12 protein-coding genes are annotated in these 17,093 nt (G+C 55.4%); 7 read left to right on the plus strand and 5 right to left on the minus strand.

What is annotated here, in order from left to right; all coding sequences use genetic code 11:
• The first annotated feature begins 29 nt into the window (after positions 1–29).
• Positions 30–1,856, plus strand: a complete 1,827-nt coding sequence (glmS, locus tag M2Q46_RS13310) for a glutamine--fructose-6-phosphate transaminase (isomerizing) (RefSeq protein ID WP_254002418.1) — start codon at positions 30–32, stop codon at positions 1,854–1,856.
• Between the two features lie 78 nt (positions 1,857–1,934).
• Here the strand turns inward: glmS and M2Q46_RS13315 are convergent, their stop codons facing one another.
• Entirely contained in the window at positions 1,935–2,762 is an 828-nt protein-coding gene (locus M2Q46_RS13315) for a hypothetical protein (protein WP_302357429.1), read from the minus strand.
• A gap of 307 nt (positions 2,763–3,069) precedes the next feature.
• On the opposite strand from M2Q46_RS13315, the gene M2Q46_RS13320 reads away from it, so the two are divergent.
• From M2Q46_RS13320 to M2Q46_RS13340, 5 genes are all read left to right on the plus strand, one after another.
• Positions 3,070–3,639, plus strand: a complete 570-nt coding sequence (locus tag M2Q46_RS13320) for a sigma-70 family RNA polymerase sigma factor (protein WP_367997726.1) — start codon at positions 3,070–3,072, stop codon at positions 3,637–3,639.
• A 5-nt stretch (positions 3,640–3,644) separates the two neighbouring features.
• The gene (locus M2Q46_RS13325; protein ID WP_302357430.1) at positions 3,645–4,649 is read left to right on the plus strand and encodes a FecR domain-containing protein; all 1,005 of its coding nucleotides are present in this window, start codon (positions 3,645–3,647) and stop codon (positions 4,647–4,649) included.
• A gap of 289 nt (positions 4,650–4,938) precedes the next feature.
• Complete coding sequence (locus M2Q46_RS13330; RefSeq protein WP_302357431.1) at positions 4,939–7,473, plus strand: TonB-dependent siderophore receptor; 2,535 nt, start codon at positions 4,939–4,941, stop codon at positions 7,471–7,473.
• 31 nt (positions 7,474–7,504) lie between these two features.
• Positions 7,505–8,746 carry a YncE family protein gene (locus M2Q46_RS13335; protein ID WP_302357432.1) on the plus strand — a complete coding sequence of 414 codons (1,242 nt, stop codon included), beginning with the start codon at positions 7,505–7,507 and terminating at the stop codon, positions 8,744–8,746.
• 198 nt (positions 8,747–8,944) lie between these two features.
• Positions 8,945–9,283 (plus strand): DUF6616 family protein, encoded by a 339-nt coding sequence (locus M2Q46_RS13340; protein ID WP_115634563.1) that lies wholly within the window; start codon positions 8,945–8,947, stop codon positions 9,281–9,283.
• 127 nt (positions 9,284–9,410) lie between these two features.
• Here the strand turns inward: M2Q46_RS13340 and M2Q46_RS13345 are convergent, their stop codons facing one another.
• From M2Q46_RS13345 to M2Q46_RS13360, 4 genes are all read right to left on the minus strand, one after another.
• Entirely contained in the window at positions 9,411–10,559 is a 1,149-nt protein-coding gene (locus tag M2Q46_RS13345; RefSeq protein WP_302357434.1) for a YncE family protein, read from the minus strand.
• A gap of 35 nt (positions 10,560–10,594) precedes the next feature.
• Complete coding sequence (locus M2Q46_RS13350) at positions 10,595–12,934, minus strand: TonB-dependent receptor (RefSeq protein WP_115634561.1); 2,340 nt, start codon at positions 12,932–12,934, stop codon at positions 10,595–10,597.
• A 268-nt stretch (positions 12,935–13,202) separates the two neighbouring features.
• Positions 13,203–14,198: a FecR family protein gene (locus tag M2Q46_RS13355; protein WP_302357436.1), complete on the minus strand. Its 996-nt coding sequence runs from the start codon at positions 14,196–14,198 to the stop codon at positions 13,203–13,205.
• A 36-nt stretch (positions 14,199–14,234) separates the two neighbouring features.
• Positions 14,235–14,783 (minus strand): RNA polymerase sigma factor, encoded by a 549-nt coding sequence (locus tag M2Q46_RS13360; protein WP_302357437.1) that lies wholly within the window; start codon positions 14,781–14,783, stop codon positions 14,235–14,237.
• 224 nt (positions 14,784–15,007) lie between these two features.
• On the opposite strand from M2Q46_RS13360, the gene M2Q46_RS13365 reads away from it, so the two are divergent.
• Positions 15,008–16,963 (plus strand): sigma-54-dependent Fis family transcriptional regulator, encoded by a 1,956-nt coding sequence (locus M2Q46_RS13365; protein ID WP_302357438.1) that lies wholly within the window; start codon positions 15,008–15,010, stop codon positions 16,961–16,963.
• Positions 16,964–17,093 lie beyond the last annotated feature (130 nt).

Raw genomic sequence — 17,093 nt, forward strand, 5'->3', positions numbered from 1 at the left:
CCGAAAGGGGCCATGAACAGGAGTTGGCTATGTGTGGAATTGTTGGCGCGGTAGCGCAACGCGATATTGTCCCCGTGCTGCTGGAAGGTTTGAAGCGTCTGGAATACCGGGGCTACGATTCTTGCGGCGTTGCTGTTCATGCGCAGGGCCAGTTGTTGCGGGCACGCAGTACTCAGCGCGTGGCCGAGCTGCAAGAACAGGTCAAGGCAGATCATCTGCAAGGCTTTACCGGCATTGCTCACACTCGCTGGGCAACGCACGGCGCGCCTGCTACTCATAATGCACACCCGCATTTCTCCGGCAAGGGCAAAGCACGTATTGCGCTGGTGCATAACGGCATCATCGAAAACCACGACGAATTGCGCGCCGAGCTGCAAAGCATTGGCTACGTGTTCGAGAGCCAAACCGACACCGAGGTTATCGCTCACCTGATCGACCACCTGTACAACGGTGACCTGTTCGAGGCCGTGCAGCAGGTCATTCGTCGCTTGACGGGGGCTTACGCCATCGCTGTGTTCTGTCAGGACGAGCCACATCGCGTGGTGGGTGCGCGCCATGGTTCGCCGCTGGTTGTAGGTGTGGGCCAGAATGAAAACTTCCTGGCTTCGGATGCCTTGGCATTGGCCGGCACCACCGATCAAATCATCTACCTGGAAGACGGGGATGTGATCGATCTGCAGATCAATAAAGTGTGGATCATGGACAAAGACGGTCGCGCCGTTGATCGCCCTGTACACACCGTACATCTGCACACCGCAGCCGCTGAATTGGGCCCATACCGCCACTTCATGCAAAAGGAAATCTTCGAGCAGCCCCGCGCTGTAGGCGATACCTTGCAAGACATTGAAAGCGTTACACCCGAGTTGTTTGGTGACCAAGCCTACAAGGTTTTCCAGGACATCGACAATGTGCTGATTCTGGCTTGCGGCACCAGCTACTACGCCGGTCTGACCGCCCGCTACTGGATCGAGTCTCTGGCCAAAATCCCCGTCAACGTGGAAATCGCCAGCGAGTACCGCTATCGCGACAGCGTGCCCAACCCGCGCACTTTGGTGGTGACGATTTCCCAGTCCGGCGAAACCGCGGATACTCTGGCCGCCTTGAAACATGCCCGCAGCCTGGGCATGGAACAGACCCTGACCATCTGCAACGTGGCCACCAGCGCCATGGTGCGCGAGTGCAAGCTGTCCTACATCACCCGTGCTGGCGTGGAAATTGGTGTGGCTTCCACCAAAGCCTTCACCACCCAGTTGACCGCCTTGTTCCTGCTGACCATCGCGCTGGCTCAAGTCAAAGGTCACCTGAGTCAGGAGCAGGAAGGCGACTACCTGAAAGCCCTGCGCCACTTGCCTACCGCTATCGCGGCTGTGCTGGCTCTGGAGCCACAGATCATGGCCTGGGCGGATCGTTTTGCCAGCAAGGAAAACGCCTTGTTCCTGGGCCGTGGCATGCATTACCCCATCGCCATGGAAGGCGCGTTGAAGTTGAAAGAAATCAGCTACATCCACGCCGAAGGCTACCCAGCTGGTGAACTGAAACACGGCCCTCTGGCCCTGGTCACCGAGGCCATGCCCGTGGTCACCATCGCCCCACGCGATGAGCTGCTGGAAAAGCTGAAATCCAATATCGAAGAAGTCCATGCACGCGGCGGTGAGCTGTATGTGTTTGCTGACGCCGATACCCGCATCGGCAGCAGCGAGCGCGTGCATGTGATCCGTATGCCGGAGCACTACGGCAAACTGTCTCCCATCCTGCACACCGTGACCCTGCAGTTGCTGGCGTATCACACAGCTTGCTCGCGTGGCACGGACGTGGATAAACCACGGAATTTGGCTAAGAGCGTGACAGTGGAGTAATTCATGATAAGAGATTTTTTGCTTGGATATAAAGTTTAAATTAATCAATAAAAAGGAGCCATTTTCATGGCTCTTTTTTTATTCGCTGATTTTTTTGTTTTCTTTTTGATTTATTTTTTCTTCTCCACTTACCTTTATAGATGCGCCATCAATTGGTTCGATTGATACCTCTCCGTTTTCTGGATTGAATATAGCAATATGTGTTCCTATGGATGCTATGTATCGGCCTTCTGCTATATATTTTCCGTTTTTCCATATCGATACGCATGGCGTTATCTTTTTTTGGTTTTTATTCTGATTTTTGTTTTGGTTTTTGTTTTTTTGGATTCTATTTTCTCTATTTATCAAAGGAGTGCAGTAATCTGGTTCTATCAGCCAGCTTTGTAAATGTTGTTCTGCTGCTGGAATGCCAATTGCGGGTATAGTAATAAATAGAGCTATTATAGCTACTATAATCAATGCTATTGCCGCTGGAAATGTCGCTCCAATGAATATAGGTAAAAAAATTAATTTTTCTTTATTAATGCATTGGGTGGTTTTTATGAGAAAACTTTTACCCTCAGTTTTTTCTTGATGTTTTTTGTTTTCTTTGTTTTTTTTGTATATTTTTTTTGTGGTGAATGTAGCTGCTGATATTAATATTCCTGCAATTAGTGTTGCTATTGTTAGGTTTTTTGTAGATTCAAGAAAGGTGTGAATATTTTTTTCGTCTAACCATCCAGAGAAAACTAAACTTGATAGATGAAGTAATTCTAGAGTTGATGAGTAGGTTAGTTTTGCTGGTATTCCGAATACCGATTCTATTGCTAGCGCGGAACTATAACCTAATAGGAATAAAGCGATAGTGCATATTAATATAATTGATGATATGCCGAATGTTATGCGGTTTTTTTTGCTTGCTTCCAATTTATCTCTCCATTTTAAATCTTTTGTTTTACCAAATTCTTATTCAGAGAGCTACTTTGTTTTGTGGCTGATAATAATGTTATTTATATTTTAGGTTTTATTTTTAACTGCGATTTTTACATGCGGTACTCGCTGTATTTCAGATTTTTTTAGATCACGTTATAGACAGCTAGTGGTGGAGAGAGACAAGTATCCCGGTAACGAGGGTCCTTGTGTCGCCCCAAACACACACCGCTAGCGAACTGCACAAACAGCACCATATAATAATTGATAACGATTCTCATTATGTGTAGTGCGGAGTACCCTCGTGTCATCTTCAGTTCTTCCCTTGTCAGGCATGTATTCGGCCGAGTCGGTCGAGTCACTGTACTGCGACCACCATAGTTGGTTGCAGCGCTGGCTGCATCACCGTTTGGGTGGCGCGGACCAGGCGGCTGACTTGGCGCAGGACACCTTTGTACGCTTGTTAAGCAGCCGTTCTCGCTGGCAATTTGCCAGTCCTGGCGAGGCCCGCGCCTACTTGCGCAAGACGGCACAAAACCTGTGCATCAACTTGTGGCGACGTCAGGAAATTGAGCAGGCCTGGCTGGAGATTCTGGCCACTACGCCAGAGATCTTTTACCCTTCGGCAGAACGCCAGGCCATGATTTTGCAGGCGCTGGAAGAGATCAGCGCCATGCTCAGCAGCCTGTCTCCCAAAGCGGCCAAGGCGTTTACCCTGGCCGTCATTTGCGAGATGACGGACGATGAGGTCGGCGCAGAAATGGGTATTTCCGGTCGCATGGTGCGCAAGTACGTGGCACAAGCCATGTTGGGCTGCATCAGTCTGCATGCTTGCCAGACCGTCGCCGAATTGCGTCAGGAACCTCAGTACTAAGTCTCATGAAGCACGGTTCCAGTTTTTCTTCTCCCGCTACACCTCCCCATGCCGTTTTGATGCAAGCCGCTGAATGGTATGCCTGCCTGCGCGATGGCAAAGTCAGTGCGGCGCAGCGCTCTGCCTGGCAGAGCTGGCTCAAGCAGGACGAGATGCACAGCACCGCTTGGCGTTATGTGGAGGAAGTCAGCCGCAGTTTTGAGCCTGTGCGTACCACGCCGGATTCGCGCCGTGTGGTAGAGAAATTGCATACGGCTAACGAGCGGTTGCATCAGCGCCGTCGCGTGCTGACCAGTGTCGCCGTACTGGCAGGCACGGGAGTTCTAAGCTGGCTGGGCTGGCGTCAGTCCTGGCTGCCCTCCAGTGTTCTGGCTTTGGCGGCTGACCACTCTACACAAACCGGAGAGCAGAACCAGATTGTGCTGGCAGACGGTTCCCGGCTGTGGCTGAACACCGCCTCTGCGATTGATGTGCAGTTCACTGCGCAGGTTCGCCATATTGTTTTGATCTCCGGCGAGATCTTCATTCAGACGGCCAAAGACGATACGGACAGACCGTTCACTGTTCAAACTCCGCAGGGCAATATGCGTGCCTTGGGCACGCAATTCAATGTGCGTATGGACAAGGACTGTACGCAGCTGGCGGTCTACGAAGGGGCTGTGCAGGTGTCTACGGCAAAAGGTCAAAACACCGCCACGGTACAGGCGGGCAAGCAGGTGCACTTTAGTGCGCAGCGTATCCGGCAAAGCATGGACGCCGATCAGGCGCGCGAAGCCTGGACCCAAGGCGTGCTGGTGGCTGACAACATTGCCTTGCGTAGCGTGATCAAGGAATTGAGCCGTTACCGCAAAGGCTATCTAGGTGTAGATGAGGCAGTGGCCGATCTGAAGGTCTATGGCAGCTTCCCCATTCATGACACGGACCGCGTGCTGAAAATGCTGGCTTCAGCATTGCCGATTCGCATCGATCAGCCCATGCCCTGGTGGACCAGTGTGCAAGCTCTGGATTGATTGAGCAGGGCATTTCACCAACGATGGTCATAAATAATAAAAATAAAAACCTATCAGATTCAAAGGCTTGCCGGATTTTGGCCAAAAAATCTCAAAAAAGACGCAAAAGCAGGTTCCGGGTTTTGGAGACTTGGTGGTTTTAGACAGTAAGAGGACCTGATTGGCGTGAGGCCAATGAAGCAGGAGGCAGCCCGCCGTGGCTGCTCAGTACTGAACATCAACGCAAGAATATCGTTCAGGTTCATCGTTTTTATTGTGACTGACCCGTGTTTTTGAAGGATGTCTCCTTATGCATCGTCGCCTCGATCCCCTTTCCCTGTCCAAGGATGCAGGATCGCATTGCGCCCCTTTGCGTCCACTGGCCTTGGCCCTGTATGTCTTGATGGCCGGTAGCGCGTTTATTGCCAGTACCTCGCCTGCCCAGGCGACCACGCAAAGCAGCCCGACGGCAGACAAGACACAGCGTTATGACATACCAGCAGGCCCCTTGAGCCGGGTGTTGATGCGCTTCTCGCAAGAAAGCGGGGTCTATCTGGTTGGCGCAGGCAGCGTGGCCGAAGGCAAGCAAAGCGCGGGCCTGAAAGGCAATTACAGCGTGACGCAGGCCTTGGATACCTTGCTGGCAGGCACGGGCATTCGCTACTCGCGCGATGCCAATACCGTCAATTTGTGGCCCGTCACGGAAACCACTCAATTGGCCCCCGTGCGTGTGCAGGGCACCTTGAATCGGGCGACTGAAGACACAGGCTTGTACACGCTGAACGGTACCAGCAGCACCGCGACGCGCTTGAACATGGACACCCAGCACACGCCGCAATCGGTCAGTGTAATGACGCGCCAGCAAATGGACGATTTCGGCCTGACCAGCTTCGATGATGTGATGAACTTTACCACCGGCGTGACGGCCAATACGGCTGCGGTGGGAGGCGGGTTTCAGTTTCAGGCCCGTGGATTTGACATCAGCAATGTGCAAGTGGATGGCGTGCAAAGCAGCTACCGTGCTGCCGGGCGTGGAGCATTTAATCCTATTTCTCTGGATATGGATTTATACGACCGTGTGGAAGTCGTGCGCGGAGCGACAGGTTTGTTGTCGCCTACCGGCGAGCCCTCCGCCTTGATCAATTTGATTCGCAAACGTCCGCAAGCAGAATTTGGCGGCAAGTTAAGCGCCCACTATGGCTCCTGGAACGACAAACGCGTAACGGCGGACGTGACCGGCCCGCTGACTGAAGACGGCCGTTTGCGTATGCGTGTTATTGGTTCGCGCAAGCAGGCGGACTCCTTCATGGATCGCCAGGACCACAAGAACGATTTGCTGTCCGGCATGCTGGAATTCGATTTGACTGACCGAACCTTGCTGACCGCAGGCTACGACTACCAGACCGCCAAGCTGCGAGGCGAAGGCAATATGGGTGTGCCCTTGTTTACCAGCGAGGGCGACCGTATTGACGTTTCGCGCTCCATGTCGCTGGTGCCGGATTGGACCTACTGGGACAAGAAGCATCAAAACGCTTTCTTCTCGGTCGAGCATGAGTTTGAAAACAAGTGGAATGCCAAGCTCAGCTACAGCCATCAACGTGACGATGGTGATGCCTTGATTACTGGCCTGGGGCAGGGCGTGAACCCGGTGGTTCGCCCGGACGGATCCGGCATTGGCATCCGCGCCAACCTGGCCGCCAATGGCTATCGCCATCAGGACAACCTGGAGTTGTCGGCCAATGGTCCTTTCGAGCTGTTTGGCCGCGAGCACCAGCTGATGTTCGGTTTTAACGGCACTCGCAAGCGTGACACCACGTATACCATGCAGGTCAGCGATACCCGCAACTGGTTCATCCCCAATATTTACGACTGGGACGGCTATATGCCCGAGCCCAGCGTCAGCCGCACGGGTGAATGGAACCGCGTCCACACACGCGAATACGGCTTCTTTGCCGGCACGCGCTTGAACATTATTGATCCCTTGAATGTGATCATGGGCATGCGCTTGTCGGACTACAAAACCTACCGTGACAACTACGGTAAAACCGGCCAGTTCACCGGCGTGTCCAACGAGCTGCGCAATCGCAATGAAATTACGCCGTACTTTGGGGTGACGTATGACATCAACCCGAACCTGACGGCCTACGCCAGTTATACCCGCCTGTTCCAGCCGCAAAGCTACAAGGACATCAACGAGAACTTCCTGGATCCCATTACTGGGGTGAACCGTGAAATTGGTCTGAAAGGCAGCTTGATGGAGGAGGCCCTGCAGTTCTCCCTGGCCGCTTTCGAGACCCGTCAAAACAATCTGGCCGTGCTGGACCCGTCGGTGCCGGATGACTTCCTATTGCCTGATGGCAGCCGCCCCTACGTGTCTTCGGGCGCTGGCAACAAAACCAAAGGTTTTGAAGTGGAGCTAAGCGGCGCACTGACCAACAACTGGAATGTGTTTGCTTCTTATAGCTACGCCAGCACTAAAAACGGTGAAGGCGAGCGGATCAACACCTACATTCCCAGCCAAACCTTCCGTCTGGGCACCATGTACCAATTCTCCGGTGCGTTGCAAGGCTTGAGCGCCGGCGCCACCGTGAACTGGTTTGGCAAGCGTGATCTGTGGACGGCTGGCCGTCCTTATACGGCCAGCAACGGCAAGGCGCTGGACGACACCCACAGCAGCTATGCCCTGGTTGGCCTGCACGCCAATTACCGCGTGAACCAGCATTGGAATGCCAAGCTCACGGTAAACAATTTGTTCGACAAGCGTTACTACGACAACTTCGTGATCTTCCGGGCACGTTACGGCGCGCCGCGCAATGTGCATCTGTCCATTGATTACCAGTGGTAATTCCTTCCTCCACTTTTATCGAGCCTAAATTATGACGTCGTCTACTACTCGCCATCTTGTGCGTGGTCTGTACCTTGCTATTGCAATGAGCTTGTCGGCCGGCTACGTACACGCCAAAACTCCTGCCCCTGCAGGCTACCAAGCCGTTACCCAAGCACAGATCATGCAAAAACCGACTGCCGCCGAAGTTCTGGAAATCGTCTTCAGCCCTGCGCAATCCAGCTTGTACGTGTCCTCTCCCAACTGGAAGGACGAGACCTTGTCGCGCACGCTGGTGCTGGACCCCAAGACCCTGGAAATCAAGCAAGAGATTCCCATGGAGGCCAAGAGCTTTGGGGTAGCCCTGGATGATGCCGCCAACCGCCTGTATCTGACTCAAGGTTTCAACGGCACGATTGCCGTGGTTGATACCGTCAAGAACGAGGTCATCAAGCGCATTCGGGTGCAGGAAAAAATCAATTTTCAGGACACCATCAACGCGGCTGAGTTTGGCCAGGCACGCAAAGACGGTTTGCTGAAGATGATGGAGCGTTTCAAGATTACCGAGGACTTCCAGTACAAGACGCGTGAACTGGTCGTGGACAAGAAAAACCACCGTGTGTTCGCGCCTGGCTTGGGCCTGGGTTTTGACAGTGTGCTGTTCGTGGTGAATACCTGGACATTGGAGCTGGAAAAAGTGCTGCCAGGCTTTGGCTATAACGTCGTGGGCATCACCCTGGACGAGGCCAATAACCGCTTGTTTGTCTCCAATATGCAGGGCCAACTGATGGTCGTGAATACCCAGACCTTGAACATTGATCAGGTCTTGGAAATTGAGGCCGACCAACTGCTGAATCTGAGCTACGACCCGGCCCAGAACCGCTTGTTCGGTGTGGACCAAGGTATCGACCGCGATGACGCCCGTAATCTGCACCTGGAGCGTGAATACAAGCGCCGCAGCGCGGGCCACCAGGTGTTTGTGCTGAATGCCGATAACGGCAAAACCCTGGCTGTGATGCCTACTGGCGAAGTGCCGATTGGCGTGCGTTTTGATGCCGAGTCTCAGCGTCTGTTCGTCGCCAACCGAGGCGGTGTGCGCGAGAAAGAAGGCAAGGGTTCGGTCAGTGTTTTTGACACGGTGAACTACAAACCGCTGCAAACCATTGAGCTGGCTCCACACCCCAACAGCCTGGAATACATCCCCGCTGAAAAAGCCTTGTACGTGTCGGTGAAGAACGACGGCAATAGCAAGGAAAAAGGGACCAAAGAACGTATGGTGCGTATCCAGTTTTAAGCTGATTTCGCAGGCAGCCATGCTGCACGACTGATTGACAAGGTGGGTCCAAGCCCGGGTTCGGCGTCATGCTGAGCTCGGGCTTTTTTACGTGTGTGCACTGCTTGCGATATTTAGTGTGAATCTATAAGATTAGATATCTAATCAAATTGAATTTTTCAGCATTTTGTGCCTATTTCAGCTAAAGGAAAACTGCCCATGTCTCACTATCTGATCGAGCTTTATTCGCCTAATGCCAAGTGGAAGGCATTGCCCGAAAAGCAGCGTCAGCATTTTCTGGCCAGCCTTCAGGAAGCGATGGGTGGCCTCTCCAGTCTGGGTATCGAGGTGCTGTCCCTGACAGCAGCTGAGCACGATATTGACCACGCCAGCGACCACCGCTTTATGGGTGTTTGGCGCTTCCCGGATCAACAGGCATGCAAGGCACTGCTGGCTGGTATCAAAGCCAGTGGCTGGTACGAGTATTTCGACCATATCAATGCGGCAGGGGCAGAGGGAGGCTTTGCCCAGCATCTGACGGATCTGGCCCAGGCCTGATCGCGGGCAGTGCTGTTTTGCAGGGCCGGAAGGCCGTGGTGTGAAAGCTGATGCAAATAGGGGCTGGGAACAGGCGCTCCAGCCCGTTCCCAACCCCGTTATCACTATTGGTGATCAGTTCCCAACATCAGAACTGAATGCGCGCCACACTCTCGAACGTACCCTTGGCAGCATCTTCGCCGTTCTTTACCGTGGCATACACATCGCCGTTTTTCTTGGCGATAGCCAAGGTATTAGGGTGCGCCGGGGTGCTGATACTGTGCAGTTGGCGGTAGGTATTGCTGTCGAACACGGTGATCTCGCCTGACTCGCGGTTGGTCACCAGCAAGCGTTGGCGTGCCGGGTCCAGCTTCAAGTTGACGGGGCCGGAGGCCGGCATTTCCGCCATCATTTTCTCGGTATTCAAGTCAATGGCTACAACGCGGTGGCCGGGGTGGCGGGATTGATAACCCGGAATGCCACGTTCCTGGAAACCACGCATTTTGGGATGGCCCTGGTCTACCGCCAACAGACGATGGTTAGCCTCGTCATACGCCAGATTCAAGGGCTGTTCCGCACCCAGCTTGAAGCGATTCACGATTTCATTGGATTGCGTGTCCACCACCACCGCTTCGCCTTGCATATTGGAGACATACAGGCGCTGGTGCTTGGCGTCCAGTGCGATACCCGTCGCGGTAAAACCAAAACCGGGAATGATTTTCTCTACTTTGTTGGCCTGGGTATCAATCACGAACAGCTTGCTTTGAGTGTTGTCGAAAGCAGGCATGTACAAGCGATGGTTGGCGGTATCCAGCATCAACTGGCGGAAATGGTACTCAGGCCGCTCCTTGCCGTCCTTGCCCTTGAGCATGGGGGCCAGTTGCACGGTCTGCAGTACCTGGCGGCTTTGCGTGTCGACAATGGTGATGGCACCTTGGCCTGTGTTGCCTACATACAAGCGGTTGGCCTGGTCATCCAGAGCCAGGCTGAATGCCTTGCGAGTCATCGGAATGGTGCTCACCACCTTCAGGTCTGCGGGATTCACAATCAGAATTTGATAGGGCACGGTGCTGTCGCTAAAACTGCCGGCAGACGCCACAAACAGCAGGTCCAGCTTGTCGCTATAGACCAGTTCGTAAATGCCCTGGGCAATTTGGGCGCGGCTTACCGTAGGCTCGGCACGGTTTTCTACTGCGGTTGGGGCGGTGCTGTGCGTATGTTGTGCGGGTGTGCTGCATGCCATCAAGCTGGCTGCCAACGCCGCGTATACCAGGGTAGAAGCAAAAGTTCGGGTCATGGAAGTGGGCCGTATAAAAGGGTTGAACATCGCCATCAGAACTCGAAGGTGGCAGAAAGGTTGAAGGTGCGAGGCTGGCTTACGCCGCGCCACAAGACCCCATACCAGTAGTGGGAGTTGGCGACGTTATAGACCGTGCCACGGAAGGTGACCGGGGTAGACGCAATCCTGGTGGCATAGGCAAAGCCCAGGTCGTAACGGCGCCAGCTGGGGATGGACTGCACATTGGCTTGATCCAGGTATTGTTTGCCGGTGTGGATGGCATTGGCTGTCAGCGTCAGGCCGTTGATCTGCGGTACGTCATAGGCCACGCCCAGCTTGGCTTCAAAGCGTGGAACTTCCGGGGCGTCATTGCCTTGGTACAGGCCGCTTTGGGTCTTGGTCAGCTTGGCTTGTTTCCAGCTCAGACCACCGATCAGGCGCAGGCCTTTCATGGGTTCGCCAAACACTTCCCACTCCACACCGCGATTGCGCTGCTCGCCATCAAAGCTGTAAATATTGTCGGCATTGGTCACGGCGCTAGGACGGGTGATTTCAAACACGGCCAGCGTGGTGGCGAAGCTGCCAGCGTCGTACTTCACGCCCAGCTCTTTTTGCCTGGATTTGTAGGGCGCAAACATTTCACCTGCATTGGCGGCGCTGACCGGGGCCTGGGCTCCCGCACTTAGCCCTTCAATGTAGTTTCCGTAAACCGAGACTTGATCCGTCAGCTTGAACAAGGCGGCAACTGCAGGCGTCGTGGCGCTCTCGTCATATACATCCCCTTTGACCTGGCCGGTAATGGGGTCAAAGGTCTTTTGCTTGACCCGCTGCTGGCGTACGCCCACGGTCAGCTGCAAGCGATCGTCCAGCATGGACAGGGTATCCGCTACGCCTATGCTTTGCAGGGTGTTTTCATTGCTTTTGGGGATGCTGGGTGAATAGTCGACATTGGTCGGTTTGGAGACGTAGGTGGGGTCATAAATATTGCCTCCGGGCAGACCGGCAATCGGGTAGTTGGCGCGTACTTGATAGACGGTCCGTTCCGAGGCATTGGCGTTAACCGACAATTGGTGGCTGATGGGACCTGTCTCGAATTTGGTCTGGGCGCCAATGTCGGCGGCCAGATTCTTGAACTTGGAATTCCACACCAGCACGGAGTCACGCGCAAAGTCACCATTTTCATTCAACAAACGCCAGTTCATGACGTTGGCCGTCATCTTGCGGTCGTTGTGACCAACACTGGCCCAGACCGTGGTGTCATCGCTCAGGTCGTACTCGCCCTTAAGCATGAACAAGTCACCCTTGGTGTTGTAGATGGACCAGGGCTCGCCAGCAATCAGCTTGTCGTGGGTAGGAGGGGCCGGAACCGCAGACAGACGGGACGTGATCTGGGCAGAGACCCCGTCGGTGTTTTCTTCATTGTGAATCCAGTCCAGGCCTACGCGCAGTCGGGAACCACGATAATCCAGCCCCAGACCAACGGCTTCGTTGTCCACCTTCTTGTGCTTGACGGCGGTTTCGCCCTTGCGCTTGCTGGCATTGATGCGAATGCCCCATTCATTGTCAGCCCCGAAGCGACGACCAAAGTCCACTTTGCCGGAGTAGATGGAGTCGCTTTCATAACCCAGCGTCACGCGGTTGATGGCTTCGTCCGTGGCTCGCTTGGTGACGGTATTGACGGTACCGGCCACGCTGCCGCTGGGCATCATGCCGTTGAGCAGGGCAGAGGGGCCTTTGAAGATTTCCACACGTTCAGCAAAGTCGCCCAGGCTACGGTTGCCGTAAGAGGCCAGACCGTACAGGCCATTGATCCCCAGATCCTCAAAACCGGCGGTGCTGAAACCACGGATATGAACCGAGGCGTAGTTGCTCAAGTCGTAGTCGCTGCCTGTGGTGGAGACCGAAGGGTCCGAGTCCGAAATTACTTTCAGCAGATTGCCGGAGGGGCTGTTTTCAATCGACTCGCGGGTATACGCCTTGGTGCTGAAAGGCGTTTCCATAAAGTCCTTGTTGCCCAGCATTCCCACCCGACTGCCCGTGGCCAGTTGTCCGCCTGCATAGGTGGGTGTCAGGCCATTCAGGGAGCCGGTAACGGTGACGGGAGCCAATTGCGTGACCTGGCTGTCTGCGTTGGGGGCCATGGCTGTCAGGGACACATTCTTGCCGCGGCGTTGATAGCGGATATTGGTATTGGCCAGCACTTGGCCCAAGGCCTGATCCGCCGTCAGGCTGCCCGAGACTGCAGGGGCGTACAGTCCTTTGACAATCTCGGGAGAGTAAGCCAGATCCAGTGAATAGCGGTTAGCCAGTTCAAGCAGAGCCTGGCTCAAAGGTTGAGCGGGAATGCTGATGGAGATGGCAGCGCTTTGAGCGTGGGCAGGGGCCGCACTCATGCCTAAAAGCACAGCAGCAGTTAGGCAGCTTATTGAGAAGGAAACAAAAGTCTTGCTGCTCGCAGCACGGCTGCGGCCTGTTCGGGTCTGGTTCACTGAGCGAGGGTTCCGTTAGGGTTGCGGGCGTTTCGTGACACAGGCCACAGCGATGGCGCGGCGGGGTGTACAAAAAACGGCCTCTTATGGATAAAGACAAAGCAGCCGAAACAAAACCTGATAAAAATCTGAGCCGAATTTGAAACTAATTGTTTCTTCATTCGGCCATGCCTTATGGGCGGCGTGACACCACGGGAGTGCCGTCCCGTAAATAACTGACGGTGACAGGAACAATATCGGGCAGCAGTTCCAGAAAGCCCGCCGTGTCCCCGGTACTGAAGGCCCCGGCAATATGCAGTCCTTGCAGTTCCTGGCGGTTCGCCTGCACCGCCTTGGGAGCGTAGCGGTTGATCTCGTTGATCGCTTCGATCAACGGCGTGTCGCTAAACAGCAAGCGGCCCTGCGTCCAGGCCATCAGGGAGGCGACATCACCGTCACCCATAGGAACCAGATCCGTGCCCGCTTGCGCGCTGACGCCTTGCTTGGCAGTCAGGGCGGCAGTGCTGCGGCTCCACCAAGGACCATGCTGAACCTGTACGGAGCCCGATTCCACCACTACCCGCACTTGTGCCTCATCCCGTCGCACTCCAAAGCGGGTGCCTGTGACGCGTACAGAGGTATCCCCGGCATCCACCAGGAAGGGGCGCTGGGTATCACTGGCAACGGTGAAGGAGGCTTCGCCCGAAGCCAGGGTTACGACACGGCTCTGTTCAAACAGTTGCACATGCAGGGTGGTGGCCGTGTTCAGCTCAATAATCGAGCCGTCCGGTAAAGAAACCTGTTCGCGCTCGCCCTGACGAGTGGCAAATTGCTGCTCATACAGCGTTTCGCCCTGATGAAACCAGGACAGGGCAATGCCGCCACTGATGGCGGCGGTGCAGGCAGCAGCGCCACCAATCAGTAAACCACGACGTTGCAGAAAACGGGGAGCGGGGGTGGCTGGTTCCTGAGCCAGCTGACGCAGGCGATTGCCAGGCACTAGGCTGATGGCATTCCAGATCCCTTGGGCCCGCTTGTATTCCAGCAGGTGTGCCGGATTGGCATCCAGCCAGGCTTGCAGCTGTTTGCGCTCGGTCTCGTCCATGCGTCCCGATTTCTCGCGCGCAAGCCAGAACGAGGCCGCATCGCGGGGGTCCTGCTCGCTGGAAGGGGCAATGGGATCGTTCACAGAATCATGGTCCGACAAGGGGGGCGTCAAATAAACTCATCGGATTATAGGCTTGCCAGCCTTGTCCACGTGGCCGATATCAGGGGGGCAGAAGCTGTGCAGCTGCCCGCGGATATGGCGTGTTGAGTCGATGACATAGCGCTCGACGGTATTGATCGCCAGCCCCATTTTCTGGGCGATTTCAGCGTGGGTATAGCCTTCCAGTCGGTGATAAATAAAGACCTGACGCTTTTTCAAGGGCAATTGCGCCAGCGCCGTTTCCAATGCCTGAGCCAGATCGTTGGCATGCAAATGGGATTCGGGGTCGGCCAGCAGCGGGTGATCTTCCTCGGCCAATTCTTCCAACGAAACCAGATTGGCACGGGACTGCCGCTTGACCTCATTGATCAGGCGATTGTGCGCAGAGCGCATCAAATACGCCTTGGGATTCAGAACCGCTTCCGAACCCTTGCCAAGAAACTGCAGGGCCGATTCCTGGGCGGCATCCTCCGCATCGCAGGGCAGGGAGTTGCGCTTTGCCCATGTCCCGATCAACCCGCTGTAATGAGCGAGCCAAGCTTTCAGGAATGGCGGTGGGCGGGACATGACAATGCAGGCAAACAAAGCGGGTGAGCAGGGAAGCGCTCATATTAGCAATAATTCTCATTCCCATGTCCGAATTGCTTGCAGAGTGTGTCTGCTTGGAGACGGTGTGGGATGCTGCACCGCATCTCAAGGAAAACCTCCATGTACGGCGGCTAAGCATGGCGGCACACTGAAAGATAGGCCACGCCCGCCCGGGGTTTGGCCTATTTTCGGGATGAGGTCTGATGCAGTCTTCACATGTGGCACATGTCCAAGAGATCACGGCTGTTTGGCAGGGCAGCCTGTCCCGGCGCGATCAGGCTGTGGTCCACAGCTGGAGACGATGCATTGAGCATCACAGACTGGACCCGGCGCAGGCTTGCGAGGCCTATATCGTGCCGGATTCCCAATTGCGCGAGCATCGTCAGCAGTCCGAGGCCCTGATCAATATTGCGCGCTCCGGGCTGGAGCGTCTTTATCAGCAGGTCTCCGGGCTGAATTACGTGCTGCTGCTATCTGATAACAAGGGCGTCACGGTTGATTTCCTGGGCTCGGATGGACAGCGTGATGCCTTGCGGCAGGCCGGTCTGTATATGGGCTCGGAATGGTCTGAAGAGCGTGCAGGAACCTGCGCGGTGGGTACTTGCCTGCACACGGGCGAGGCCCTGACCATTCATCAAAACGATCATTTCGATCATATGCATGCGCCCCTGTCCTGCACGGCGGCGCCTATCTATCATTACGACGGCAAGCTGGCTGCGGTGCTGGATTTATCCTTGCTGCAGTCGCCGCAGGCCAAGGCCAGCCAAGGTTTGGCCCTGCACCTTGCCAATGCGGCGACCCGCCGTATTGAGCTGGCCAATTTGATGGCCTGTCACCGTCAGGAATGGATTTTATGCTTGTCGCAGTCGCCGGAGTTTCTGGATATTGATCCGGAAGCGGCTATTGCGATTGATGGCTCCGGCCGTATCAAGGGCATGACGCATACGGGGGCGCGCATTCTGGCGCGGGCGGCGGGGGTGGATTGGCGTAATCCTGCGGGTTTGTTGGGGCAGAGCTTGATGCGCTTTCTGCATCTGGAAGTGGATCAGTTGCCGACCTTGATGCGTTACCGCCCCACGCAGGAGCGTGTCGTTATGGCACGTGATGGCAGTGTGCTGTTTGCCCATGCCATTGAACCCCGACGTGTGTTGAGCAACCGGTCTGTGGGGATGGATGGGGCAGCCGTGGATGCCGCCTTGCCACAGGCCTTGCGAGGTTTGGCAGGCACAGATGCGGCCATGCAGTCCATGCTATTGAAAGCCGCGCGTTTGGCAACGCGGGAAATGCCGGTGTTGTTGCAGGGCGAGACAGGTTCGGGCAAAGAGTATTTGGCACGTGCGATTCACACGGCCAGCGGTCGTGGCGGGAATTTTGTGGCCGTCAATTGTGCGGCCTTGCCCGAGAGCCTGATTGAAAGCGAATTGTTTGGCTATCTGGCTGGTACGTACACCGGCGGTGCTGCACGTGGTCGCACGGGTTTGATCGAGGCGGCTGATGGAGGCACCCTGTTCCTGGACGAGATCGGCGATATGCCGCTGGCCCTGCAAAGCCGTTTACTGCGGGTGCTGGCCGAATCCGAGGTGATGCCTTTGGGCGCACGCACAAGCAAGCGCGTGGACCTTCGTGTGATTTCAGCCAGCCACCATGATTTAAGTGCCTTGGTAGAGCAAGGCCGCTTTCGTGCGGATTTGCTGTATCGCTTGAATGCGGCAGTGCTGGCCTTGCCCGCTTTGCGTCAGCGTAGTGATCTGGAATGGTTGGTGCAGCAGATATTGCATCGGCGTAATAAAGGCGATGTGCCCGGTTTGTCTCCCGAGGCCTGGCAAGCGCTGCAAGCCTACGAGTGGCCGGGTAATTTACGCGAGCTGGACAATGCGCTGGTGCTGGCATTGGCCTTGGCGGAAGGTTCCTGCATTGAGGTGCAGGATTTGCCGGAGGCCTTGCGAGAGCGGCGTCTGGCCACATCTACAGGCAGCCCAACGGCCGCAGCCGTCTCTGCCGGAGAGTCGTCCTGGCAGCAGGTTTTGCAGGCCTGTGGCGATAACGTGAGTGCAGCGGCCCGGCAGTTGGGTATCAGCCGGTCCACTTTGCATCGTTATATCAAACGGGCAGGCGTAGCTCGCCAAGAGTCGCCCTCTGACACAGGTTGCGACACCTGATGCACCACCTGTGTCACCGCTGGCACAGTTTCACCGCCTTAAAACAGGCAGCACCCCTTTAAAACAAGCCACTCCCGGTTTGGCACGGTGTTTGCTATGTACTCCATAGCTGGGCAACAAAAGCCCGGCG

This window comes from Alcaligenes sp. YSL9 (assembly GCF_030515105.1).
GTDB lineage: Bacteria > Pseudomonadota > Gammaproteobacteria > Burkholderiales > Burkholderiaceae_B > Alcaligenes > Alcaligenes phenolicus.

Excerpts from the sequence above, each read along its gene's own strand:
- M2Q46_RS13360 (WP_302357437.1), bottom strand. The coding sequence starts at position 14,783 with ATGTCCCGCCCACCGCCATTCCTGAAAGCTTGGCTCGCTCATTACAGC.
- M2Q46_RS13335 (WP_302357432.1), top strand. The coding sequence starts at position 7,505 with ATGACGTCGTCTACTACTCGCCATCTTGTGCGTGGTCTGTACCTTGCT.
- M2Q46_RS13350 (WP_115634561.1), bottom strand. The coding sequence starts at position 12,934 with ATGAGTGCGGCCCCTGCCCACGCTCAAAGCGCTGCCATCTCCATCAGC.
- glmS (WP_254002418.1), top strand. The coding sequence starts at position 30 with ATGTGTGGAATTGTTGGCGCGGTAGCGCAACGCGATATTGTCCCCGTG.
- M2Q46_RS13330 (WP_302357431.1), top strand. The coding sequence starts at position 4,939 with ATGCATCGTCGCCTCGATCCCCTTTCCCTGTCCAAGGATGCAGGATCG.
- M2Q46_RS13325 (WP_302357430.1), top strand. The coding sequence starts at position 3,645 with ATGAAGCACGGTTCCAGTTTTTCTTCTCCCGCTACACCTCCCCATGCC.
- M2Q46_RS13345 (WP_302357434.1), bottom strand. The coding sequence starts at position 10,559 with ATGACCCGAACTTTTGCTTCTACCCTGGTATACGCGGCGTTGGCAGCC.
- M2Q46_RS13365 (WP_302357438.1), top strand. The coding sequence starts at position 15,008 with ATGCAGTCTTCACATGTGGCACATGTCCAAGAGATCACGGCTGTTTGG.
- M2Q46_RS13340 (WP_115634563.1), top strand. The coding sequence starts at position 8,945 with ATGTCTCACTATCTGATCGAGCTTTATTCGCCTAATGCCAAGTGGAAG.